Origin of the sequence: Lentzea tibetensis (assembly GCF_007845675.1) — a bacterium.
GTDB classification, from domain to species: Bacteria; Actinomycetota; Actinomycetes; order Mycobacteriales; family Pseudonocardiaceae; genus Lentzea; species Lentzea tibetensis.
Genome location: NZ_VOBR01000007.1, coordinates 338,317 through 361,292 on the forward strand (window position 1 = coordinate 338,317; position 22,976 = coordinate 361,292).

At 70.4% G+C, this 22,976-nt stretch carries 21 protein-coding genes; 11 read left to right on the top strand and 10 right to left on the bottom strand.

What is annotated here, in order from left to right; genetic code table 11:
* The first annotated feature begins 4 nt into the window (after window positions 1-4).
* On the top strand, window positions 5-1,111 hold the full coding sequence (locus tag FKR81_RS14000; protein ID WP_146351874.1) for an ankyrin repeat domain-containing protein: 1,107 nt from the start codon (window positions 5-7) through the stop codon (window positions 1,109-1,111).
* Between the two features lie 30 nt (window positions 1,112-1,141).
* Here FKR81_RS14000 and FKR81_RS14005 read toward each other — a convergent pair whose 3' ends face one another.
* From FKR81_RS14005 to FKR81_RS14025, 5 genes are all read right to left on the bottom strand, one after another.
* A complete protein-coding gene (locus FKR81_RS14005; RefSeq protein WP_146351876.1) occupies window positions 1,142-2,071 on the bottom strand; it encodes a COX15/CtaA family protein in 930 nt (309 codons plus the stop codon).
* A 76-nt stretch (window positions 2,072-2,147) separates the two neighbouring features.
* On the bottom strand, window positions 2,148-3,116 hold the full coding sequence (locus tag FKR81_RS14010) for an SDR family NAD(P)-dependent oxidoreductase (RefSeq protein ID WP_146351878.1): 969 nt from the start codon (window positions 3,114-3,116) through the stop codon (window positions 2,148-2,150).
* Window positions 3,116-4,237 (bottom strand): undecaprenyldiphospho-muramoylpentapeptide beta-N-acetylglucosaminyltransferase, encoded by a 1,122-nt coding sequence (gene murG / locus FKR81_RS14015; RefSeq protein WP_146351880.1) that lies wholly within the window; start codon window positions 4,235-4,237, stop codon window positions 3,116-3,118. The genes FKR81_RS14010 and murG overlap by 1 nt, the downstream gene beginning before the upstream one ends.
* Before the next feature lie 36 nt (window positions 4,238-4,273).
* A complete protein-coding gene (locus FKR81_RS14020; RefSeq protein WP_146352003.1) occupies window positions 4,274-4,972 on the bottom strand; it encodes an ABC transporter permease in 699 nt (232 codons plus the stop codon).
* Window positions 4,973-5,025: 53 nt separating this feature from the next.
* On the bottom strand, window positions 5,026-5,958 hold the full coding sequence (locus FKR81_RS14025; protein ID WP_146351882.1) for an ABC transporter ATP-binding protein: 933 nt from the start codon (window positions 5,956-5,958) through the stop codon (window positions 5,026-5,028).
* 136 nt (window positions 5,959-6,094) lie between these two features.
* Between FKR81_RS14025 and FKR81_RS14030 the strand changes: the two genes are divergently transcribed.
* Both FKR81_RS14030 and FKR81_RS14035 read left to right on the top strand, forming a co-directional pair.
* Window positions 6,095-6,667 carry a DUF998 domain-containing protein gene (locus FKR81_RS14030; RefSeq protein ID WP_235921532.1) on the top strand — a complete coding sequence of 191 codons (573 nt, stop codon included), beginning with the start codon at window positions 6,095-6,097 and terminating at the stop codon, window positions 6,665-6,667.
* On the top strand, window positions 6,664-8,646 hold the full coding sequence (locus FKR81_RS14035; RefSeq protein ID WP_146351884.1) for a glycosyltransferase: 1,983 nt from the start codon (window positions 6,664-6,666) through the stop codon (window positions 8,644-8,646). Before FKR81_RS14030 ends, FKR81_RS14035 begins: the two co-directional genes overlap by 4 nt.
* Here FKR81_RS14035 and FKR81_RS14040 read toward each other — a convergent pair.
* The 4 genes from FKR81_RS14040 to mptB all read right to left on the bottom strand — a co-directional run bounded on the left by FKR81_RS14040 (window position 8,643) and on the right by mptB (window position 15,739).
* Window positions 8,643-12,365, bottom strand: coding sequence for a patatin-like protein (locus FKR81_RS14040; RefSeq protein ID WP_235921533.1), 3,723 nt, complete (start codon window positions 12,363-12,365; stop codon window positions 8,643-8,645). The genes FKR81_RS14035 and FKR81_RS14040 overlap by 4 nt on opposite strands.
* A 109-nt stretch (window positions 12,366-12,474) precedes the next feature.
* Complete coding sequence (locus tag FKR81_RS14045) at window positions 12,475-12,789, bottom strand: hypothetical protein (RefSeq protein ID WP_146351885.1); 315 nt, start codon at window positions 12,787-12,789, stop codon at window positions 12,475-12,477.
* A 59-nt stretch (window positions 12,790-12,848) separates the two neighbouring features.
* Window positions 12,849-14,084 (bottom strand): hypothetical protein, encoded by a 1,236-nt coding sequence (locus FKR81_RS14050; protein ID WP_146351887.1) that lies wholly within the window; start codon window positions 14,082-14,084, stop codon window positions 12,849-12,851.
* Window positions 14,085-14,203: 119 nt separating this feature from the next.
* Complete coding sequence (gene mptB / locus FKR81_RS14055) at window positions 14,204-15,739, bottom strand: polyprenol phosphomannose-dependent alpha 1,6 mannosyltransferase MptB (protein WP_222598262.1); 1,536 nt, start codon at window positions 15,737-15,739, stop codon at window positions 14,204-14,206.
* Between the two features lie 96 nt (window positions 15,740-15,835).
* Between mptB and FKR81_RS14060 the strand changes: the two genes are divergently transcribed.
* From FKR81_RS14060 to FKR81_RS14095, 8 genes are read left to right on the top strand one after another with little or no spacing between them, the layout of a single operon-like run.
* Entirely contained in the window at window positions 15,836-16,537 is a 702-nt protein-coding gene (locus FKR81_RS14060; RefSeq protein ID WP_235921534.1) for a helix-turn-helix transcriptional regulator, read from the top strand.
* The gene (gene sufB / locus FKR81_RS14065) at window positions 16,534-17,991 is read left to right on the top strand and encodes a Fe-S cluster assembly protein SufB (protein WP_146351891.1); all 1,458 of its coding nucleotides are present in this window, start codon (window positions 16,534-16,536) and stop codon (window positions 17,989-17,991) included. Before FKR81_RS14060 ends, sufB begins: the two co-directional genes overlap by 4 nt.
* A gap of 1 nt (window position 17,992) precedes the next feature.
* Entirely contained in the window at window positions 17,993-19,174 is a 1,182-nt protein-coding gene (sufD, locus tag FKR81_RS14070; protein ID WP_146351893.1) for a Fe-S cluster assembly protein SufD, read from the top strand.
* On the top strand, window positions 19,171-19,485 hold the full coding sequence (locus FKR81_RS14075; RefSeq protein ID WP_146351895.1) for a non-heme iron oxygenase ferredoxin subunit: 315 nt from the start codon (window positions 19,171-19,173) through the stop codon (window positions 19,483-19,485). The genes sufD and FKR81_RS14075 overlap by 4 nt, the downstream gene beginning before the upstream one ends.
* A gap of 30 nt (window positions 19,486-19,515) precedes the next feature.
* The gene (gene sufC / locus FKR81_RS14080) at window positions 19,516-20,286 is read left to right on the top strand and encodes a Fe-S cluster assembly ATPase SufC (protein ID WP_146351897.1); all 771 of its coding nucleotides are present in this window, start codon (window positions 19,516-19,518) and stop codon (window positions 20,284-20,286) included.
* Between the two features lie 28 nt (window positions 20,287-20,314).
* Window positions 20,315-21,592 carry a cysteine desulfurase gene (locus FKR81_RS14085; protein ID WP_146351900.1) on the top strand — a complete coding sequence of 426 codons (1,278 nt, stop codon included), beginning with the start codon at window positions 20,315-20,317 and terminating at the stop codon, window positions 21,590-21,592.
* Between the two features lies 1 nt (window position 21,593).
* Window positions 21,594-22,040 carry a Fe-S cluster assembly sulfur transfer protein SufU gene (sufU, locus tag FKR81_RS14090; RefSeq protein ID WP_146351902.1) on the top strand — a complete coding sequence of 149 codons (447 nt, stop codon included), beginning with the start codon at window positions 21,594-21,596 and terminating at the stop codon, window positions 22,038-22,040.
* A complete protein-coding gene (locus tag FKR81_RS14095) occupies window positions 22,037-22,429 on the top strand; it encodes a metal-sulfur cluster assembly factor (RefSeq protein WP_146351903.1) in 393 nt (130 codons plus the stop codon). Before sufU ends, FKR81_RS14095 begins: the two co-directional genes overlap by 4 nt.
* A 65-nt stretch (window positions 22,430-22,494) precedes the next feature.
* Here the strand turns inward: FKR81_RS14095 and FKR81_RS14100 are convergent, their stop codons facing one another.
* A complete protein-coding gene (locus FKR81_RS14100; protein ID WP_146351905.1) occupies window positions 22,495-22,905 on the bottom strand; it encodes a CBS domain-containing protein in 411 nt (136 codons plus the stop codon).
* Window positions 22,906-22,976: the final 71 nt, after the last annotated feature.

Here is a 22,976-nt window from a genome sequence, read left to right on the forward strand (position 1 = left end):
TGTCATGTGGCACCCGTACCGGGACGACGTCGACTACTACGAGGAGCGGGCGCGCGGGTTGCTCGCGTCCGCGTGGGACGGCACGCCCCAGGCGCTCGAGGTCTTCGGTGACACGCCGCTGACCGAGGAGGGCGCGCGCGAGGTGCTGGCGCACCGGCACGGGTGCACGGACTGGCGCATGCTCGAGCGCCACATCCGCAACCCGCGCCCGTTCGCCCGCGCCTACCAGGCCATCGAGACCTACAACCCCGGCGAGCTGCAGGCCGTGCTGTCGCGCTACCCCGAGCTGGCGAAGGCCAGTGGCACCAACGGGAACGACCTGCTCGGCATGGCCGCCGCCACGTGCGACGAGCGGCTGGTCAAGGTGCTGCTCGCGGCGGGCGCGGATGTCGGGCACCAGAACGTCCACGGGTGGACCGCACTGCACCAGGCCGCGTACCGGGGTCTGCCGCTGCTGGCCAGGATTCTCCTCGACGCCGGCGCGCCCACGAACGTCTCGGCGCGCGGCGACGGCGGCACGCCGCTCGCGGTCGCGCTGTTCTGGGGACACCGCGACGTCGCCGAAGTCCTCGCGGGCAACGGGGTGCACCCGGCGAACCTGCGCGTCGCGGCCGGGCTCGGCGACCTCGACCTCGCCGCCGAACCGGAGGCGCACCGGCAGTTCTACCGGCCGCACAGCGGTTTCCCCCGCTGGTGGCCGACGAACGACCCGCAGGAGGTGCTCGACGAGGCGCTCTGCTGGGCCGCGCGCAACGACCGGGCCGAGGTGTTCGAGCCGCTGCTGAAACGCGGCGCGCGCATCGACGCGGACGTCTACCGCGGCACCGCGCTGATCTGGGCGGCCTGGTGCGATCGGACGAACGCCGTGCAGCAGCTCCTCGACCTCGGCGCGGATCCCAACCGGCGCGCCACGTTCGGCGGGTCCATGCACGGCGAGGGCGTCACGGCACTGCACCTCGCGGCCGAGCAGGGACACCTCGGCGTCATCAGGATCCTGCTCGACGGCGGCGCTGACCGGTCCGTCCAGGACACCAACTACGACGCGACGCCCGCGCACTGGGCCGGGCACAACGCCAAGACCGAGGCGCAGGCCCTGCTCACCGCCAGCTGAGGCAGACCGGCGACCAGCAGGAGAAGAGCGCTACGCACGCGCGAGATCTTGCCGGATCTCCTCGACCGCCACGCCGGTTTCCGCGAGTCGTTCCCGGGAAGCCACCCACAGCGCGGCGGTGGCGACCACGACCGCGCCCGCACCGAGCACGTGCAGCGACACCAGCACCTCCGGCACGCCCGTCCAGTACTGGACCATGCCCAGCGCACCCTGCGCGAGCACGACGCCGACGAGCGTCCAGTAGGGCTTGCGCAGCTCGCCGCGCAACGCGAAGCCCAGCGCGATCAGCATGCCCAGGAACAGGAACAGCAGGTCGGCGTGGATCTGGGCCAGCGTGGCGACGGACACCTGCAGCCGCGGCGTCTTCGAGTCACCCGCGTGCGGCCCGGCGGCGGTGACGAACGTGCCCGCGATCAGCAGCAGGTACAGCACGCCTGCCTGCACGGCCTGCAAACGAATGAGCCCTGGCGCCACGAGCGGCCGCGCCGGTCCGTCACCCTCGCCGACCGCGCGGACCAGCAGGACCGCGAACCACACCAGCACCATCGACACGAAGAAGTGGACGGACACGCTCCACCACACGAGCCCGAGCCGGACCGTCGCGCCGCCGATCACGGCCTGCGCGAGCACACCGCCGACCTGCACGGCCGCGAGCACGACCACGCGGCGGCGGCGCGGCTTCGCGAACCACGCGGCCAGCAGGCACAGGCCGGTGATGATGCCGATCACGCCGAACAGGGTGCGGTTGCCGAACTCGACCCACTGGTGCAGCGCCGCGACGTCCGGGTGCGCGACGGGCACGATGCTGCCCTCGACGCACTCGGGCCAGGTGGGGCAGCCGAGGCCGGAGCCGGTGACGCGGACGACCGAGCCGGTGACCGCGATACCGCCCTGTGCGATGACGGCCGCGATGGCGAGTGCGCGCTGCAGGGAGGCGAGAAGAGCGGTCAAACGGGACACGCCCCGATGGTAGGTCCCGCCCACTGAGAAGGACCGTCGGGGGCACCTCACCGGTGCAGGTGCCCCCGACGGCACGTCAGACCTGGTAGGACAGCACGCCCTGACCGTGGCCGGAGATCCACTCGGAGGTCCTCGTCAGGCCCTCGCGCAGCGACACCTGGGGCGTCCAGCCCGTCAGTGCCAAAGCCTTGCCCGGATCGGCGAGCAGCCGGTCCACCTCGCTGCCGGACGGGCGCAGCCGCGAGGAGTCCAACACCACCGAGGCGTCCGCGCCGGTGATGGAGATCAGCAACGAGGCGAGGTCGCCCATCGAGATCTCCTTGCCCGAACCCAGGTTCACGACCTCGCCGAGCGTCTTGTCGGACGACGCCACGGCCAGGAACCCTCGTGCGGTGTCCTCGACGAAGGTGAAGTCGCGCGTGGGCGTCACCGCGCCGAGCTTGATCTCGCGCACGCCCGCGTGCAGCTGCTCGAGGATCGTCGGGATGATCGCGCGCGCCGACTGCCGCGGCCCGTAGGTGTTGAACGGCCGCACCACGGACACCGGCAGCGCGAACGCGTGCCAGTACGACAGCGCCATCATGTCCGCGCCGATCTTCGACGCCGAGTACGGCGACTGCGGCTGCAACGGGTGCGTCTCCGCGATCGGCACCACGCGCGCCGTGCCGTAGACCTCGGAGGTCGACGTGTGGACGAGCCGCGCCCCGTGCCGGTGGCAGGCCGCGGTGATGTTGTGCGTGCCGGTCACGTTGGTGGCCACGTACGACTCGGGCGCCTGGTAGCTGTACGGGATCCCGATCAGCGCGGCGAGGTGGAACACGTGCGAGCAGCCGGCGACCGCGTCCGCCACCCGGCCGGTGTCGCGGACGTCACCGGTGAACACCTCGACGTCCAGCCCGGCCAGGTGCCCCTTCTCCGCGTACGGCTTGTAGTGCGCGAACGCCCGCACGTTCGCGCCTGCCTCCATCAGCAGCCGCACGAGCGCACTGCCGATGAACCCCTCGGCGCCGGTGACGAGGACGCGTCGTCCTGCCCAGTAGGTCATCACGATTCCTTTCCGGTGGAAGCCAGCGAGCAGACCCACTCGGCGAGCGAGCGCGCGGCGTCGGGCCTGCTGGTGCGCAGCGCGGCGGCGGACATGGCCGCCCTGCGGGATCGGTCGGCGATCAGCTCACCCACGACGGACTCCAGCCGCGCAGCGGACGTCTCGGCGTCGGTGAGCAGCACGGCGGCACCGGCGTTGACCAGCGCCTGTGCGTTGCGGGTCTGGTGGTCGTGCGGCGCGTGCGGGTACGGCACCAGCACGGACGGCAGCCCGACCTGGCCGAGCTCCGCCACGGTCGCGGCGCCCGCTCGGCACACGGTGAGGTCGGCCGCCGCGTACATCGTGTCCATGCGGTCGATGTACGTGACGGCGTGCGCCACGTCCGACGCCCCGGCCGAGGAGATGCGCCGGTTGAGCTCGTCCGCGCCCTCGCGTCCGGCCTTGATGACGATCCGCACGTCCGCCCGCGAACGCCAGCGCCCGGCCAGCTCGGCGGCGGCGAGGTTGAGCCGGGTCGCGCCGAGGCTGCCGCCGTTGACGAGCACCAGCACGGTGTCCTCGGCGAGCCCGAGCGAAGCCCTTGCGGCAGGACGCAACGCGGCGCGGTCGAAGCCCGACAGCGTTGCCGCCAAAGGCATCCCGACCGTGCGGCAGTCGACCGAGCTGGGCAGGTGGTCGGCGGCTTCGGGGAACGCGAGCGCCACGTTGTCCGTCAGCCGCGCGGAGAACCTGTTGGCACGACCGGGAACCGCGTTCGAGTCGTGGATCACCGACGGCACTCCGGCCAGCCGTGCGGCGACGAGCAGCGGTGCGCTCGAGTAGCCGCCCATGCCGACGGCGACCTGCGCGCGTTCCTCCCGCAGCACCTTGCCGCACTGCGCGGACGCGACCCCCAGCGCCACCGGGAACCGCAGACCGTGCCGCACGGTCAGCGGCACCATGTCGACGGTCCGAAGTGGAAACCCCGCTGACGGGACGAGCTTGCCCTCGAGACCGCGCGTGGTCCCGACGAACGTGATCCGCGCGTCCGGCGCGGACTCTTTGATTGCTTCGGCCAGCGCGAGACCGGGATAGATGTGCCCCCCGGTCCCGCCGGCCGCGATGACGACCGACAGCGACATGAAACCCCCCAGTAAGTCTCAGGGGTTCCACGCTCGTCAGGTCAGTTTGGTTGTCCTCGTCGCGAGAGTTCCCGCCGCGAGTCCCCAGACCAGCAGGACCAGCACCGGGCCGATGCCGGGCGCGGAGCCGTGCACGATCGCGGACTCCATGGCCTCGGCGAGCGCGGCGGACGGCAGCAGGTGCACGAACCCGACCGGCACGCTCAGCGCCACGCCACCGACCATGAGCAGCACGAACCACAGGATGTTCGCGAGCGCCAGCACGATCTCGGCCTTCAGCGACCCGCCGAGCAGCACGCCGAGCGCGCCGAACGACAGCGTCCCCAGGATCGTCACCAGCACGAGCCAGCCGAGTCCCGCGAGCGGGAACGTCCAGCCCAGCAGCGCGGCCGTCACGCCGAGCACCAGCAGCTGCACGACCACGACGGCCAGCGCGCCGGAGACGCGGCCGACCACCAGCAGCCAGCGGGGGAGCGACGTCGCGGCGAGGCGCTTGAGCACCCCGTAGCGCCGGTCGAAGCCGAGCGCGATGGCCTGACCGGTGAACGCCGACGAGATGATCGCCAGCGCGAAGATCCGGGCCGTCGCGGAACCGACGCGCGGTTCCGGCATCGGGATCACCGACATCAGCGCCAACGCGATCAGCAGCGCCAGCGGGATGATCAGGGTGAGCAGGATCTGCTCGCCGTTGCGCAACGTCAGCGCGGCCTCGGTGCGGGCGTGCACGAGCAGCATCCGGCCGAGCTTGCCGCGACCGGGCGCGGGGGTGAAGGTGCCGGGGGCGAAGTTCACGAGCGCAGCTCCCGTCCGGTCAGCTCGAGGAACACGTCCTCCAGGCTGCGCTTGGCCACCTGCAGCTCCTCCGCGAGCACGCCCTGCTGCGCGCACCACGACGTCACGGTCGACACGACCTGCGGGTCGATGTGCCCCTCCACGAGGTAGGTGCCGCGCGACGCCTCGCGCACCCGCAGTCCCTCGGGCAGCGCGGCGGACAGCAGCGACGTGTCGAGGCCGCCGCGGGCGCGGAACCGCAGCTGCTGGTCGTCCGAGCCGTGCGAGGTCAGCTCGACGGGCGAGCCGGACGCGACGACCCGGCCCCTGTCCATGATCACGACGTGGTCGGCGAGCGCTTCGGCCTCGTCCATGAGGTGCGTCGTCAGCAGCACGGTGACGCCGTCGCCGCGCAGCGCGGAGATCAGCTCCCACACGAGCCTGCGCGCCTGCGGGTCCATGCCCGCGGTCGGTTCGTCGAGGAACACCAGCTCCGGCCGGCCGATCAGCGCGCACGCGAGCGACAGCCGTTGCTGCTGGCCGCCGGACAACCGCTTGTACGGGGTGCGCAGCACGCCTTCGAGGCCGAGCACCTCGAGCAGCCACGCGGGGTCGAGCGGGTTCGCGGCGCAGGTCGCGACGAGGTTCAGCATCTCGGCCGCGCGGACGCCGGGGTAACCACCGCCGCCCTGCGGCATCACGCCGATGCGCGGCCGCAGCTCGGTCGCGCCGGGCTTCATGCCGAGCACGCGGACCGAGCCCGCGTCGAAGCGGCGGAAGCCTTCGCAGATCTCGACGGTCGACGTCTTGCCCGCGCCGTTCGGGCCGAGCAGCGCGAGTACGGTGCCGCGTTCCTGCACGAGATCGAGGCCGTCCACGGCTGTCTTCGAGCCGTATCGCTTGACCAGCCCCGACACTTCGACCGCGGGGGGCTGGGGGTTCGGGCTCACGAACCGAAAGCCTAGGCCGTCGCGCCAGGTCGTCTCATGGTGGGGGCAACCCCACCATGACGGTCAGGGTGGCTTCAGGGTCGTGTCGGGGGAGTTCCCCATTCCTCCGAACGAGTTACCGCAAGAGACTTTTCCCGTGATCGAGTCGGGGGTCGAAAAACGGGTTCTGGTTGTCGCCGGTCTTGCCGTGTCGCTGTTTCCGATTGTTTACCTGCACGTCGTGTCGATCGGCCGGCTCAACCCGATCCGGCACACCATCAGCGACTACGTCTTCGTCGACGGCGGCGCGAGCATGCTGGCCGCGACGGCGCTGACGCTGGCCGCCGCGTCAACGGTCCTGCTGCTCAGCCTGCGCGATGTGGGCAGGTCAGCGAGCTGGCTGATGGGGTTGTGGGCCGCCGGGCTCACCGTCGCGACGATCTTCCCGACCGATCCGGACGGCGTGCCGACCTCGTTTTCCGGACTCGTCCACCGCTATGCGGGCGCGGTCATGTTCGTGAGTCTCCCGCTCGCGGGTCTGCTCATTTCCCGCAGATGTCCGAAACTGCGCCGCCTCGCGATCCTCAGCGGGGGAGCGAGCGCCGCATTTCTCGTCAGCCACGTTTCGATCAACGGCTTCGCCGCGCGCGGCCTCGCCGAACGGGTGCTGTTCGCCGTCCTCTACGGACTGCTGTTCACCCTCGCGACCCAGATGAGGCGAACATCATGACCGCGCTCGCGATCACACTGGCCGTGCTCGGCGCCGTCTGCTTCGCCTTCGCGGCGCGCCTGCAGCACCAGGCGGTCGACGGCGAGGCCAAGCTCGCCGTGCTCCGGTCGAAGCGCTGGCTCGGCGGCCTCCTGCTGCTGGTCACGGGAGCCGCCGTCCACGCCGTGGCGCTGGGCATGGCGCCACTGACGGTCGTCCAGCCGGTGGGGGTCCTCGCCATCGGCATCACCGCCGTGCTGGACGGCCGTCGCTCCGAACTGCCCGCTGTGCTCGTCACCACGCTCGGCGTCGGCGGGTTCGTGCTGCTCGCGGCCGGCAGCGCCACGGCCACCGAGGTGGCTCCGGACGCCGAGCTGCGCGCGGCGTTGATCACCCTCGGGCTGATCGCGGTACCGGGCCTGGTCGCCGTGCTCACCGGGCGTCCGCGCACCAGGGCGCTCGCGTTCGCCAGCGCCGGTGGCGTGGCCTACGGCTTCGTCTCGGTGCTCATGCGCGCTGTCTCGCAGGACGTCCAGCAGGGCCGCTTCGGCTACTGGGGCGTGCTGTCGATCGCGGGGATCGTCCTCGCACTGCTCGTCGGCGGCTGGCTCGTCCAGCACGCCTACGCGGGCGGCCCGCCGCACCTGGCGGTCGCCTGCCTCACCGTCGTCGACCCGCTCGTCGCGGTCGGCATCGGCGCACTCCTGCTCGGCGAGGCGTCCCGCACCTCCTTCTGGACCGCTCTCGCCGAGATCACCTGCGCACTCGCCGCCGCCGGCGGCGTGCTCGCACTCAACCGACCCACTGCCGTCCCAACCCGATCGGAGCCCACAGTGAAGAACGCGCTGCGAATCGTCATCGCCGCCGACACGTTCCCGCCGGACGTCAACGGCGCCGCGCGCTTCGCCCACCGGCTGGCGACCGGTCTCGCCTCCCGCGGCCACGACGTCCACGTCATCTGCCCGGACTCGTCGCGCGTGGAGTCGTTGCCCGGCATCACGGTGCACCGCCTGCGGTCGCACGGGACACCGTTCTACAAGGACTTCCGCGTCTGCCTGCCGTGGCAGGCGCGCGCCGAGATCCGCTCACTGCTGGCCTCCTTGCAGCCGGACGTGCTGCACACGCAGGCGCACTTCGTCGTGGGGCGGCTGGCGTTGCGGGCCGCCGCGGCCGCGGGGATTCCCACGGTCGCCACCAACCACTTCATGCCGGAGAACCTGTTCGGGCTGGCGCACGTGCCGGGGTTCCTGAAGAAGACCGCGTCCCGCTGGGCCTACCGCGACCTCGCCAGGGTGTTCGGGGAGGCCGACGTCGTCACGGCGCCCACGCCTCGGGCCGTGCAGTTGTTGCACGACAACGGGTTCCCGGAACGCGCGCTGCCCGTGTCGTGCGGTATCGACATCGACCGGTACCAGGAGCGGGTGCGTCCGCGGATTCTCGGCGGGCCGACCGCGTTGTTCGTCGGGCGGCTCGACGAGGAGAAGCGGGTGGACGAGCTGCTGCGGGCCGTCGCACGGGTGCCTGGGGCGTTCGCCGAGATCGTCGGCGACGGCACGTGCCGCGCCGAGTGGCAGCTGCTCGCCGACGACCTCGGCATCACCGATCGCGTGCTGTTCCACGGGTTCGTGGACGAGGGCGCGCTGCTGGACGCCTATGCGCGGTGCGACCTGTTCGTCATGCCGGGCGTCGCCGAACTGCAGTCGCTCGCCACGATGGAGGCGATGGCGGCGGGCAAGCCGGTCATCGCCGCCGACGCGATGGCGTTGCCGCACCTCGTGCAGCCCGGCCGCAACGGCTGGCTGTTCCAGCCCGGTGACGTGACCGCGCTGGCGCAACGGTTGTCGGCGCTGGTGCACGACGAGCACACCCGTGCCCGGATGGGCGCGGCGAGCTCCGACCTCATCGCCCGCCACGCCATCGGGTCCACTCTGGACACGTTCGAAACCTTGTACGCCCAGGTGATCGGGCGTCCGCTGCCGGTGCCCGCACTCGCGGCCTAGTACAGCTTCTGCCTGATGCGACGCACGACGTCGTGACCGGCCGGGGTGAGGGTGAGCCGCGCGGGGTGCTCACCCTCACCCGTCACCAGGAAGCGGTACAGCAGCGCGTGCCCCTCCAGCCGCGCGCGCAGCACGTCCTCGCACGTGTCCGCCGTGCAGTAGACGGCGGGAATCGCCTCGGTCACCAGCTGCCGGGCGATCCGCCTGCGTTCCCGCCGGGGCACGAGCCAGCTGGTCACCAGCAGCAGCACCAGCCCGAACACCACGGCGGTCCCGATCGCCGCGCTCCAGCCCCACCCGGTGGGCCGGAACATCAGCATCGCGGCGGCCAGCAGCAGGAACCCGATGCCGTAGATGACCGCCCAGCCCGCGGTGGCGGCAGCCGGAGGCTCGGCCCGCTCGGTGGCCCATGCGCCGTCCTCACGCCGCCAGCGCTGCAACGACTTGCCGCCGGCCAGCGCGGCCCGCACACCGAACGCGATCACCAGCCCGGTGGTCAGCAGCACCAGCCACCGCTGCTCGTGCAGCCGGAACGCGAGGGTCAGCCACACCAGCCCGGCGACCACCGCCAGCGCGGTCACGTGCCGCCAGTACCGGCGCACGTACTTGCCCGGCCGGAAGTCGGCGGCCACCGCGAGCGGCGTGCGGATCGGTGCGGGCAGGCTGCCGATCACCATCAGGGCACCGACCACCAGCACGATGCTTCCGACGGTCACCGTCCCGGTGATCATCTGCGAGCGAGAGGCCTGGTCCTGCAACCGTTCCACGGCGACGACACCCAGGGGTATGACGGGGGACAACAGCACCAGCCCGTGCAGCATCGTCCCCGAACGCAGTGCCGCGTAACCGAAAGCGGCCAGCAGGGTGGCGCCACCGAAGGCGGCGGCCGGCCCGGTGGCCCAGTTCGGCAGCAACCCGAACATCGCCATCACGACCAACGCGCCACCGATGGCGAACCCCAGCAACCCGAGGAACTGCGCGAGCTTCCCGCCGCGCGTCAGCCCGGTGATGGTCCAGTACGGCAACAGGGCGGCACCCCGCAGCGCACGGGTCACCGGCCGCACCGCGGCCAGCCCGGACTGCCCGCTGTCCGCGACGGTCACCGCCACCGCGGCCGCGGTCGCCGCCGTGCGGATCATCTGGTCGCTGCTCGCCTCCTGGTTCAGCGGCTCGCGCCCGATGCCCGCCCGGTCGAACGCCCGCAGCGCGGCGATGCCGAGCGACACCGTGTGTTCCGAAGGGAACTCCAGCCGCTGCAAGAGGTGTGCGTGCTCCTGAAGGAACAGCTCACCCCGCGACCGGGCGTCCGAGCCGTCACCGCGGTCGGCGATGATCGCCTGCCGCAGCCGTGGCAGCTCGTCACAGATGATCTTCGCGTGCAACCCCCACGCGGCCAGCTCGGCGAGGCTGTTGCACGTCGGTTCGAGCTCCTCGTCGGCCGCCGAGTAGACCTCGGTGAGCTCGCGCACGGCATCCGCGCAGCACGTGGCGACCTCGGCCGGAACGGACGAGCCGAACAGCTTCTCCGCCAGTGCCGCAACGGTTTCCTCCGCGCGTTCGGCGGGGGAGCGCGGATCGTCGTCAGGACGGCCGAGCATGTCGATGCGCTTGAGCCTGCGCGGGTCGAATAGCAGGCGGCAGAGCATCGTCGCGCCGTCCAACCGGCCCCAGATCCAGTCGTTCACCCGCCACGACCGCTTGAGGAAGCCCGAGAAACGGCTCAGTGAAGCCCCACCGGCCTTGTCGTCGGCGGTGATGCTCTGCTCAGCGAACGCGTTGCGCGTCTGCAACGACACCTGCACCAGCTCGACCGGCTGGTCGAAGCCGGTCGACGGGTCGTCGGACAGGCACGTGCCCGCGATCTCCAGCGCCAGCAGCCGCGACAGCCACACCTGCTGCCAGATCTCCGCGCTGGTCAACAGGTACGAGCTCAGCTGCGCGTCACCGAGACCGGCCGCGACCTCGGACGCGGTGTACTCCTCGGCGAACAGCGCGCGCCACGAGCACAGCCCGCCCATCCGCAGCCTGCGGTCGTCCAGCCCGCGCAGCACGAGCTGCGCATCGGCCACGATCCGGCCGATCCGGTTGACCTGCTCGCGCACGTCGCGTCCCACGAACCGGTCGGCGGGCCCCAGCATCTGTTCGGTGTACATCGACAGCTGGCGCGACCAGAAGTCCTCGTCGAGCTTGCCGTTCGACGTCTCCTCCAGCTCCTCGCGCAGCCGCCGCAGATCCGCGCGCACCTCGTGGAGCTGCTTGCGCGCCACGCAGATCCGCTCGGCGTCACCGTCCGGCGCCACCCACACCAGCCGCTTCAACAGGTCCAGTGCGGCGGCGCCGAGGCGTTCCGCCATCGCGATGCCCCAGCCCCAGCCCGCGTCCGGCCTCGCCATGTCCGCGAGCAGCGCGGGCGGGCGGACGTCCGGCACGTACGGCAGCGACTTGTACTTCTGCTTCCACGTCCGCTGCGCGGCCTCGGCGCTGCGGCGCACGCGTTCGAACGACTGCCCGGCTTCCGCGGTGAACCGGCGCGTCGTCACGTCCCGCGCGACCTGCCGGATCCGCATCTCCTCGTAGTGGCCGTAGAGCTTGTCCGCCAACGCGTACAGCTCGTCCGCGACCGAACCGGGGTCCGCAACGAGCCGGTCGAGCAGCGCCGTCCGCCCGCCGCGACTCGACGCGGCCTGCCGGTTGTGCGCTTCGATCTTCTCGACGTAGGTGCGCCCGGACTGGCTGGACATCGCGGCCAGCAGCCGCCCGCCCGCGCTGATCGTCGTCGGGCCCTTCGCCTGCATCGCCGCCAGCGGTTCCGTGCCGGGAGGTGCCGCGTGCGGGAACACCAGCAGCATCACCCGCCGCACCGGACCGTCCGCCGGCATCCGGTCGATGGCCTCCAGCGCCTCGCGCGTCGGCGTGTTCACCAGCACCCCGCCGTCGACCGCGAACCGCGACCGGTCCTCGCCGTTCGCCCACGACGCCACGTCGGCCATGTCCGGCCGGTCCGGTGTGGACTGCCCGCCGACCGGGATGAACGACGGCTCGAACGCGAACGGGAAGCTCGCGGTGCTCCGCGCCGCCAGCGCCAGCTGCCGCACCCGGTGGTCGAGCTCCTCGGCGGTGAAGTCGTCCCTGCTCCGCGACTCCTGCGCCGGGTGCGCCCAGTCGTACGGGTCGCGGCGGAACAGGAAGCTGCCCTGGTGCACCGACTGCGTCAGCGGCTGGCCGAGGTCGTCGTACGTCACCGTCGGCACGCCGCCCAGCAGCGTGGTGGTGATGCGCAGGTCGATCGGTCGCTCGTTCGGTGGCGTCGGGTCGAAGTCGGTCGTCAGCCTGCCCAGCGCCTCCTGCAGCCTCGGCAGGAAGAACTCGTCGCCCTTCAGCAGCGACACCGGCTGCCCCTGGAACGGAGTGCGCAGCAACTGCTCCATGCGCCCCTGCTCAGCCCACAGGTCACGCAGCCTCGACAGGTCCGCACTGCGGTTGACCTGCGACAACGCCAGCGCCGCACCGTTGATCCCGCCGGCCGACGTACCCGCGATGACGTCCGCGCGCGCCGTGCTCCCCACCAGGTCCAGCAGGTCCGCGTACAGCCCGTCCGACCTCGTCAGCCGGTCGAGCTCCAGCACCACGCCGCCCATCCAGACGGCGAGGCTCACACCCCCGTTGAGCACCACGGCGAAGCGGACTTCTTCCCGCGGCATCGAATCCCCGTAGGCCACAGCGGCCACCCCTGTGTCTCGCGCGTTCCGATCCCCCGAACGATCTTTCCAGCTACTGGGTAGTCGTCCGGCGAGGGGAATGGGTTACGCCGCGATCCGCTGAACGGGGTCAGGTCGCGGGGACGACCGGCCCACCTTCCTCCACCACGACGCGCCCGTCGTAGTGGGCCGGAAGGTCGGTCGCCTTGGCCGGATCCGGCGTCCGCACCACGACCACGTCGCGGACGTAGTCGGGGCCCGCGCTGGTGATCTGCACACCGCGCTGCTTCCAGTGGTCCATGTCGGCGAGCACCCGCTGGGTGAGCGCGGGCAGGTCCTCCCGCACCGAGGGCGATGGCCGCAGGCTCGGCGAGGGCCGTTCGGTGCTCACGGGCCCGGAGCACGCCGCGACCACCAGCGCGCACGCCACCAGAAGGAAACGCATCACAACCTCCGAACGCGAACCGCGCCCCGGAGGATCACACCTCCGGGGCGCGGAACGAATCAACCCGTCTTCACCGTGCCACCGAACGCGCGTGCCGCGTCCACCACGTTGATGTGCCACCCGATGGTGGAGCACCTCCGGCCGTTGTAGACGAGGCCCGTGCAGCGGGCACCGTCCTGCGGCGTGATGGCGGAGATGATCCCGCGAGCGGAGACACGGGTGAAGTCGTTGTTGAACGGCGCACCCGTGGGGCCCCCGCTGTCGCCCTGGCCGACGGACGCGACGCCCTCCTCGTTGAGCGTGCGGAACGCAGGACCGACGTTGCCCTGGTTCTCCAGCGGGAAGAACTGGTCGACCGCGGTGACCCGGAGCGTCGAGGCGCCGGAGAACGAGCCGGAGGCGAACACGTAGGAGTCGAGGCCGGGGTTGCCCGAACCCGCGACGGTGCGACCGTCGCCCGCTCCGTTGTTGTACGACCCGGTGTAGATCGCCGGGTCGTACGTGCGGCCGGTGAGGATGTTGGCGTCCATGTTCTGCACGCCGGTCTCACTGCGGCCGATGTGCTCGTTGTTCCCGTCCGGGGTGTGCCAGTCGACCCGCTGGCCGCAGTGCCACGCCGTCAGCATCGCGTCCGGGTTCTGGTTGCGCCGGATCGCGAACGAGGTCGTGCAGTAGGTGTAGCCGCCGCTGACCTCGCGTTCCATCGCCGCACCCGCCCAGAACGGAGGGGTGTCGGCCCACCGCGCCGAGGCGACGGCCCGCTCGGAGCGTTCCGCGGACAGCCGCACCGGGATGTCGCCGAACGTCATGGCCTGCGCCTCGGCCGCGACGACGTCCTGGGCGCAGATGGCGTACTCGAGTCCGGACATGTCGGGCAGCGGGCCGACGCGGGTCACGCGTCCGGCGACGATCGCCGGAGGCTGGTCCGCGAACGCCTTCGCCGCCTTCAGCAGGTCGGCGCGGGAGTAGGCGGCCGGTTTGAGGTCCACGGCGAGCGCGTGGGCCATCGTCTTGATCTGGGCGGGCACCGCACCCTTCCAGCGCAGCGTGACCTTCCTGGCCGCGTGGTCGAAGCGGAACCCGGCGAACTCGGGCCGGTTCTCGGCGAGCGGGCGGAGCCGGTCGGTGACCCGGTCCATTTCCGCCTGCGCGGAGAACCGCGGGTCTTCCAGAACGGGAGCAGGCCCCTTGCCCGGCGTCTTGGTGACGTCGGCGGTGGCCGGGACGAGACCGAGCGCGAGCCCGGTCGCGGCAGTGATGAGGGCAGCACAAATACGCGATTTGTTGCGCGACAAGATGTTCCCCAGTGTGTGTGAAACGAGTCAGCGCACATGGCGCCGGAAACCCCCCAGGTTTCACGCTGATCCTGGCAGGTCCGGCGAATCCGATCAACGGGGAACGAAAGCCGTTCCGCTCAGACTGTTTCGCGTCTCAACAGGGGTTTGATGCGGTTCTTCGACAGCAGCACGACCACGCCGAACGTGATCACCGCGCCGGCCACCGCCTGCGGGACCGTGTAGGCGCGTCCGTCGAACGCGGACCCGGTGGGCGGCAGGATGATCGCGATCACCGCGGACACGGACATGGCGAACGTGCGGAAGCGCGGCCCGACGACGGCGGTCGCGAGCGGCAGCATCGCCCACAGCACGTACCAGGGCTGCAGCACCGGTCCGAGCACCAGCACCGCGCCCAGTCCGGCGCCCAGGCCGTTCATCGCCTTGATCCGGCCGCGGAACGACTTCCACAGCAGCATGATCATGATCACCACGGACACGACCTGGCCGAGCACGCGGGTGATGCCGATCATCGCCTCGGTGTGGTTGCCGAGCCCGAGCAGCAGGCCGGTGCCGCCACCGAGGAACCCGATCGCCGTCGGCGGTGACATCCACGACTTCACGGTCGACGCGACGTTGAGCGTCTCGACCCAGCCGAAGCCGAACCCGGTCGCCAGGCACACCACCGTCACGACGACACCGGCGATCACGGCCATCAGCGCCGCGGACTTCAGCAGGTCGCGGATCGAACCACCCAGCTTGCGCGCCAGCAGCACGCCGAGGAACCCGAGCGCGGCCATCGCGGGGATCTTGACCATCGCGCCGAGCACGATCGTCGTCGCGCCCAGCACGACCCACGACCAGCGCAGGGGTTCCAGCCCGCGCAGCGCCAGCTCCAGGCCGACCAGCATCAGGCCGAGCGCGAGGCCGTCGTTGTGCACGCCGATGACGATGTGGAACAGCACCAGCGGGTTCAGCGCGCCCAGCCACAGCGCGCCGACCGGCGGCACGCCGAACCGCGCGGCGAGCCGGGGGAGCGCCCACACGATCATCCCGAGACCGACCAGCACCAGCAGCCGGTGCACGAACACACCCGGCAGCACGTGGTCGCCGGTGATCATCGACGTGACCCGGCCGAACGCCAGGAACAGCGGCCCGTACGGCGCGGGCGTCTCACGCCATATGTTCGGCACGCCGCGCGTCAGGTCGTGGTCGACACCCAGCGCGGACGCCGGGCCCAGCTCGTACGGGTCGAGCCCGCGCGCGGCGATCTCGCTCTGCGCGAGGTAGCTGTAGACGTCCCGGCTGAACATCGGCACGCAGAACACCAGCGGCACGGTCCACATCAGCAGCGTGCGGTCGAGCTGCGACCGCGACGCCAGCCGGGGACGGCCGGGGCGCACGAACCTGCCCAGCACCAGCCACGCCGAGACGATCATGAAGATGCCGGTCCACACGACGCCCATCGCCACGCTGGGCATCCGGCCGAGCAGGCCGAGCACCGGCACGCCGTTGAGCGGGTTGTAGATCGGGGTCGCGCCGCCGCCCAGCGAGCCGACGGCCAGCAGCAGTGCGCCGATCGTGCCCCACCTGCGGACGATGTCGAGCTGACGGCGTTCGGAACCGTCCAGGGCGTCGCTGTCCGAGGTCACGACTCCGCCATCCGTGTCAGCCACGCCTGGCAGGGTAGCGACCGCCCGTCACAGGTGAGTCAGGTCACCCCTGTGACGTGGATCTTTGCTACTCCGGCGGAAATAAGCAACACTGGTGTTGTGAAAAACGCCGGGACCCACTCTGACGCCGTGCACGCGCACGACGGCAGGACCCGGCACGCCGTCGCGCGACTCCTGCTGGAGCAGGGGCCGGTGACCGCGGCGGCGGTGGCCGAGGAGCTGGGCATCAGCCCCACGGCCGTGCGCAGGCACATCGACGTGCTCGTCGCGGACGGTGAGGCGGAGAGCCGGGAGGCGTCCAGCCGCGTGCAACGCGGTCGTGGTCGTCCCGCCAAGCTCTTCCTGCTCACCGACTCAGGGCGCGCCCGCTTCGGGCACGCCTACGACGACCTCGCGGTCGCCGCGCTGCGCTTCCTCGCCGAACAGGGCGGGGAGGACGCGATCAGGGCGTTCGCCCAGCGCCGTGTCGACTCGCTCGTGGACCGGCACCGGACGGCGATCGTGGCCCAGGCCACTCCCGCCGACCGCGCCAAGGCCCTTGCGACCGCCCTGACCAGGGAGGGCTACGCTGCGTCGGCACGCCACGTAGGGGCTGGCGAGCAGTTGTGCCAGCACCACTGCCCGGTCGCTCACGTGGCGGCCGAGTTCCCCCAGCTGTGCGAGACCGAGACCGAGGCCTTCGCGGACTTGCTCGGTACTCACGTGCAGCGCCTCGCGACGATTGCAGGCGGCCACGCCGTGTGCACGACGCACATCCCGAACACTGTTCAACGGATCCCAGATGGAGGGGAGCCCGCATGACTGCCGCTGCCGAGCAGCGCACACCCACCACGGTGCAGGCTCAGCCGCTCAGCCAGGAAGAGACCCTGGCCAGTATCGGCGCTTACGAGTTCGGCTGGTCCGACTCGGACACCGCTGGTGAGAGCGCTCGCCGAGGCCTGAACGAGGACGTCGTTCGGGACATCTCGGCGAAGAAGAACGAGCCCGAGTGGATGCTCGACTACCGGCTGAAGGCGCTGCGGCTCTTCGACCTGAAGCCGATGCCGAACTGGGGTGCCGACCTCTCAGGGATCGACTTCGACTCGATCAAGTACTTCGTGCGTTCCACGGAGAAGCAGGCCCAGAGCTGGGAAGACCTGCCCGAGGACATCAAGAACACGTACGACCGGCTGGGCATCCCCGAGGCGGAGAAGCAGCGCCTCGTCGCGGGTGTCGCCGCTCAGTACGAGTCCGAGGTCGTCTACCACGCGATCCGCGAGGACCTCGAGGCGCAGGGCGTCATCTTCCAGGACACCGACACCGCGCTGAAGGAGCACCCGGAGCTCTTCAAGGAGTACTTCGGCTCCGTCATCCCCGCCGGTGACAACAAGTTCTCCGCGCTGAACTCCGCGACCTGGTCCGGTGGCTCGTTCATCTACGTCCCCAAGGGCGTCCGGGTGGACATCCCGCTGCAGGCCTACTTCCGGATCAACACCGAGAACATGGGTCAGTTCGAGCGGACGCTGATCATCGTCGACGAAGACGCCTACGTGCACTACGTCGAAGGCTGCACCGCGCCGATCTACTCTTCCGACTCGCTGCACTCGGCCGTCGTCGAGATCATCGTGAAGAAGGGCGGCCGCTGCCGCTACACGACCATCCAGAACTGGTCGAACAACGTCTACAACCTGGTCACCAAGCGCGCCAAGGCGGAAGCAGGCGCGACCATGGAGTGGATCGACGGCAACATCGGTTCCAAGGTGACCATGAAGTACCCGGCCGTCTTCCTGATGGGCGAGCACGCCAAGGGCGAGGTCCTCTCGATCGCGTTCGCGGGCGAGGGCCAGCACCAGGACGCGGGCGCCAAGATGGTGCACCTCGCGCCGCACACGTCGTCGACGATCATCTCGAAGTCGGTGGCCCGCGGCGGCGGTCGCACGTCGTACCGCGGCCTCGTGCAGGTGAACAAGCGTGCGCACCACTCGAAGTCCACGGTGAAGTGCGACGCGCTGCTGGTCGACACCATCAGCCGCTCGGACACCTACCCGTACGTCGACGTCCGCGAGGACGACGTGCAGATGGGCCACGAGGCGACCGTCTCCAAGGTCTCCGAGGACCAGCTGTTCTACCTGATGTCGCGCGGTCTGGGCGAGGACGAGGCCATGGCCATGATCGTGCGCGGGTTCGTCGAGCCCATCGCGCGCGAGCTGCCCATGGAGTACGCACTCGAGCTGAACCGCCTGATCGAACTGCAGATGGAAGGGGCCGTCGGCTGACATGGCCGCCATTTCGAATACGGCTGACACCCAGCACGGCTTGACCGCCCACTCGCACGGGGCCGGTGTGCCCGTGGCTTCTCGGGCGGACCACTTCACGTCGTTCGACGTGGAGGCTTTCGAGATCCCCGGTGGCCGCGAGGAGATCTGGCGCTTCACGCCGATGAAGCGCCTGGCGGACCTGCACAAGGGCGCTCCCGCCACCGGCACGGCGACCGTCGAGGTCGCCGCCGCCGAGGGCGTCACCGTGGAGAAGGTCGCCAACGGCGACGCGCGACTCGGTGTCGCGGGCGTCCCCGGTGACCGGATCGCGGCGCAGGCGTACACCTCGTTCACCGAGGCGACCGTCGTGACGCTGCCGAAGGACACCAAGGTCGAGCCGACCACGATCACCGTCACCGGTCCCGGTGCCGGCCAGGTCGCGTACGGCCACCTGCAGGTCAAGGCGGAGATGTTCGCCGAGGCCGCCGTGGTCGTCGACCACCGCGGCTCCGGTGCGTACGCGGACAACATCGAGTTCGTCGTCGCGGACGGCGCGCACCTCACCGTCATCGTCCTGAACGACTGGGCCGACGACGCGGTGCACGTGTCCTCGCACCACGCGAAGCTCGGTCGTGACGCGACCCTGCGGCACACCGTGGTGACCCTGGGCGGCGACCTCGTCCGCGTGACGCCGACCGTGGCGTACGCGGGTCGCGGTGGCGACGCCGAGCTCGTCGGCCTGTACTTCGCCGACGCGGGCCAGCACTTCGAGCACCGGCCGTTCATCGACCACGCGGTCGCGAACTGCCGCAGCAACGTCGTCTACAAGGGCGCGCTGCAGGGCGAGGGCGCGCACACCGTGTGGATCGGCGACGTGCTGATCCGCGCGGCGGCCGAGGGCACCGAGACGTTCGAGCTCAACCGCAACCTGATCCTGACCGACGGCGCGCGCGCCGACTCGGTGCCGAACCTGGAGATCGAGACCGGCGAGATCGAGGGTGCCGGCCACGCCAGCGCCACCGGCCGGTTCGACGACGAGCAGCTGTTCTACCTGCAGGCCAGGGGAATCCCGGAGAAGCAGGCGCGGCGTCTCGTCGTGCGCGGCTTCTTCCAGGAGCTGATCGCGAAGATCTCCGTGCCCGAGGTGCGCGAGCGCCTGGAGGCCGCGATCGAGGCTGAACTGCAGGCGGTCGAAGCGTGATCCGCGTGTGTGCACTGTCCGATTTGGACGACCGCAAGCCGTTCGGTGCCGAGGTCGACGACGTTGACGTCGTCCTCGTCCGGGACGGCGAGCGGGTGCACGCACTGCAGGACCTCTGCTCGCACGCCGCGGTCTCGCTCAGCGAGGGCGAGGTCTCCCGCAAGGGGATCGAGTGCTGGTTGCACGGGTCGTGCTTCGACCTCGAGACCGGCAAGCCGAACTCGCTGCCCGCGACCGACCCGGTCGACGTCTACGCCGTCGACATCCGTGACGGCGACGTGTTCGTCGACGTCACCGTCACCACGAACTGACTTTCGCACCACCAGGAGATACAGGTAGTCATGGCCACCCTTGAGATCAAGGACCTGCACGTCTCGGTCACCAGCGAGGACGCCCCCAAGGAGATCCTCAAGGGCGTCGACCTGACGATCAAGGCGGGCGAGACCCACGCCATCATGGGCCCCAACGGCTCCGGCAAGTCCACGCTGTCCTACGCCATCGCGGGTCACCCGAAGTACGACATCACCTCCGGCACCGTCACGCTGGACGGTGAGGACGTGCTGGAGATGAGCGTGGACGAGCGCGCTCGCGCCGGCCTCTTCCTCGCCATGCAGTACCCGGTCGAGGTGCCCGGCGTCTCGATGTCGAACTTCCTCCGCACCGCCGCCACCGCCGTCCGCGGCGAGGCCCCCGCCCTGCGCCACTGGGTCAAGGAGGTCAAGGCGGCGATGTCCGACCTCGACATCGACCCCGCGTTCGCGGAGCGTTCGGTGAACGAGGGCTTCTCCGGCGGCGAGAAGAAGCGCCACGAGATCCTCCAGCTGGGCCTGCTCCAGCCGAAGATCGCGATCCTCGACGAGACCGACTCCGGTCTGGACGTCGACGCGCTGCGCGTCGTGTCCGAGGGCGTGAACCGCTACAAGGCTTCCGGTGAGGTCGGCGTCATGCTGATCACGCACTACACCCGGATCCTCAAGTACATCTCGCCGGACTTCGTGCACGTCTTCGCGAACGGCCGCATCGTCGAGTCCGGTGGCCCCGAGCTCGCGAACCAGCTCGAGGCCGAGGGTTACGTGAAGTACGGCAAGCAGGAAGCTGCGAGCACTTCCTGACGTTGCACCAGGTGTGAGAGGAGGCGCTGTGACCACCACCGCAGCACCACTGGACGTAACGGCCCTGCGGGCTGACTTCCCGATCCTGTCGCGGACCGTTCGCGACGGGAAGCGCTTGGTGTACTTGGACTCCGGCGCCACCTCGCAACGCCCGACGCAGGTGCTCGACGCGGAGCGGACGTTCCTGCAGACCGCCAATGCGGCGGTCCACCGGGGCGCCCACCAGCTGTCCGAAGAGGCCACGGACGCGTACGAGAACGCTCGCGCGCGGATCGCGGACTTCATCGGCGCGCAGTTCGACGAGGTCGTGTTCACCAAGAACGCGACCGAGGGCGTCAACCTCGTCGCCTACGCCATGGGCAACGCGGCGACGTCGGGGCCCGAGGCCGCGCGCTTCCTGATCGGACCCGGTGACGAGATCGTCATCACCGAGATGGAGCACCACGCGAACCTCGTTCCGTGGCAGCAGCTGGCCCAGCGCACCGGTGCGACCCTGCGCTGGTTCGGTGTGACGCCGGAAGGCCGGTTGGACCTGTCCGACCTGGACTCCCTGATCACCGACCGGACCAAGGTCGTCGCGTTCGCGCACCAGTCGAACGTGCTCGGCACCGTCAACCCGGTGTCCGTGCTGGTCGACGCGGCTCGCCGGGTCGGCGCGCTGACGGTGCTGGACGCGTGCCAGTCCGTTCCGCACGGCCCGGTGAACTTCGGTGCGCTCGGCGTGGACTTCGCGGTGTTCAGCGGCCACAAGATGCTCGGCCCGTCCGGCGTCGGTGTCCTCTACGGCCGCCGTGAGCTGCTCGCGACGCTGCCCCCGTTCCTCACGGGCGGTTCGATGATCGAGCTGGTCCGCATGGAGGGCTCGACGTTCGCGCCGCCGCCCGCCCGCTTCGAGGCCGGTGTGCCGATGACGTCCCAGGCCGTCGGCCTGGGTGCAGCCGTCGACTACCTGCGGGTGGTCGGCATGGAGCGGATCGCCGCGCACGAGCACGTGCTGACCGCGGCCGCACTGGAAGGACTCGGTGCCGTACCTGGTGTGCGGATCATCGGGCCCACCTCCACCGAGAACCGCGGCGGCGCCGTGTCGTTCGTGATCGACGGCGTGCACCCGCACGACGCCGGTCAGGTGCTGGACAGCCTGGGCATCGCGGTGCGCGTCGGTCACCACTGCGCGTGGCCGCTGCACCGGGCGCTCGGCGTGCCCGCGTCGGTGCGCGCATCGTTCTACCTGTACAACTCGCTGGACGAGGTGGACGCGCTGGTCTCCGGTGTTCGCGAAGCCCAGCGGTTCTTCGGAGTGGCGTGACATGCAGCTGCAGCAGATGTACCAGGAGATCATCCTGGACCACTACAAGCGCCCGCACGGTCGCGGCCTGCGCGACCCGTACGACGCCGAGTCGTTCCAGGTCAACCCGACCTGCGGCGACGAGGTGACGCTGCGGGTGCACGTCGTCGACGACGTCGTGACCGACGTGTCGTACGACGGCCAGGGCTGCTCGATCAGCCAGGCGTCGACCTCGGTGCTGACCGACCTCGTGGTCGGCAAGCCGGTGGGCGAAGCTTTCAAGAAGATGGACGCCTTCGTCGAGCTCATGCAGGGCCGCGGCCAGATCGAGCCCGACGAGGACGTACTCGAGGACGGCATCGCGTTCGCGGGTGTCGCGAAGTACCCGGCGCGCGTGAAGTGCGCGCTGCTGGGGTGGATGGCGTTCAAGGACGCGGTGTCCAGGAGCCAGGGAGCGAAGACGGCATGAGCACTTCCGAATCCGAGGTCGTCCGCGGCGTGGAGGGCATGCCCCCGCTGCCGCCCAAGGCGGACGTGGCCGCACTCGACGACCTCGAAGAGGCCATGCGCGACGTGGTCGACCCCGAGCTGGGCATCAACGTCGTGGACCTCGGCCTGGTCTACGACATCCGGGTCGACGCGGAGAACATCGCGACGATCGACATGACCCTCACGTCGGCGGCGTGCCCGCTGACCGACGTGATCGAGGACCAGACCCGCGCCGCTCTCACCGGCGGCCCCGGAGGCGGCCTCGTGTCCGACTTCCGGATCAACTGGGTCTGGATGCCGCCGTGGGGCCCGGAGAAGATCACCGACGACGGGCGCGACCAGCTGCGCGCACTGGGCTTCACCGTCTGACACCGGTTTCGCTGTGAGGGGTGCTTTGCAAGCGGTCAGCGCTTGCAAAGCACCCCTCATGGCATTCAGGCGTAGACGCGGTCCACGAACTCGGCCAGCTGCTCCTCCGTGAGGTGCCGGGCCAGATCGGCCTCGCTGACCATCCCGACCAGCCGGTGCTTGTCGATCACCGGCAGCCGGCGGATCTGGTGCTGCTCCATCGTCCGGAGCACCTTCGACAGGTCGTCGTCCGCATCACACCAGTGGACGTGCCCGCCGAGCTCGGACGCCTTGGTCTTGGCCGGGTCGAGTCCCTCGGCCACGCACCGGATGACGATGTCGCGGTCGGTGATGATGCCGTGCAGGCGGTCGTCGTTGCCGCAGATCGGCAATGAACCGACGTCCAGGTCCCGCATCATCCGAGCGGCTTCGAGCAAGCTCATGTCCTCGCCGATGCACTGCACTCCGGCGTGCATGATCTCGCGTGCTTTGGTCACGGCTGTCTCCTTTCTGCCCGCCGTTCAACAGCATGCTCTCGCGCGGTAAATCGTGCCGTTCAGTGGGCCGT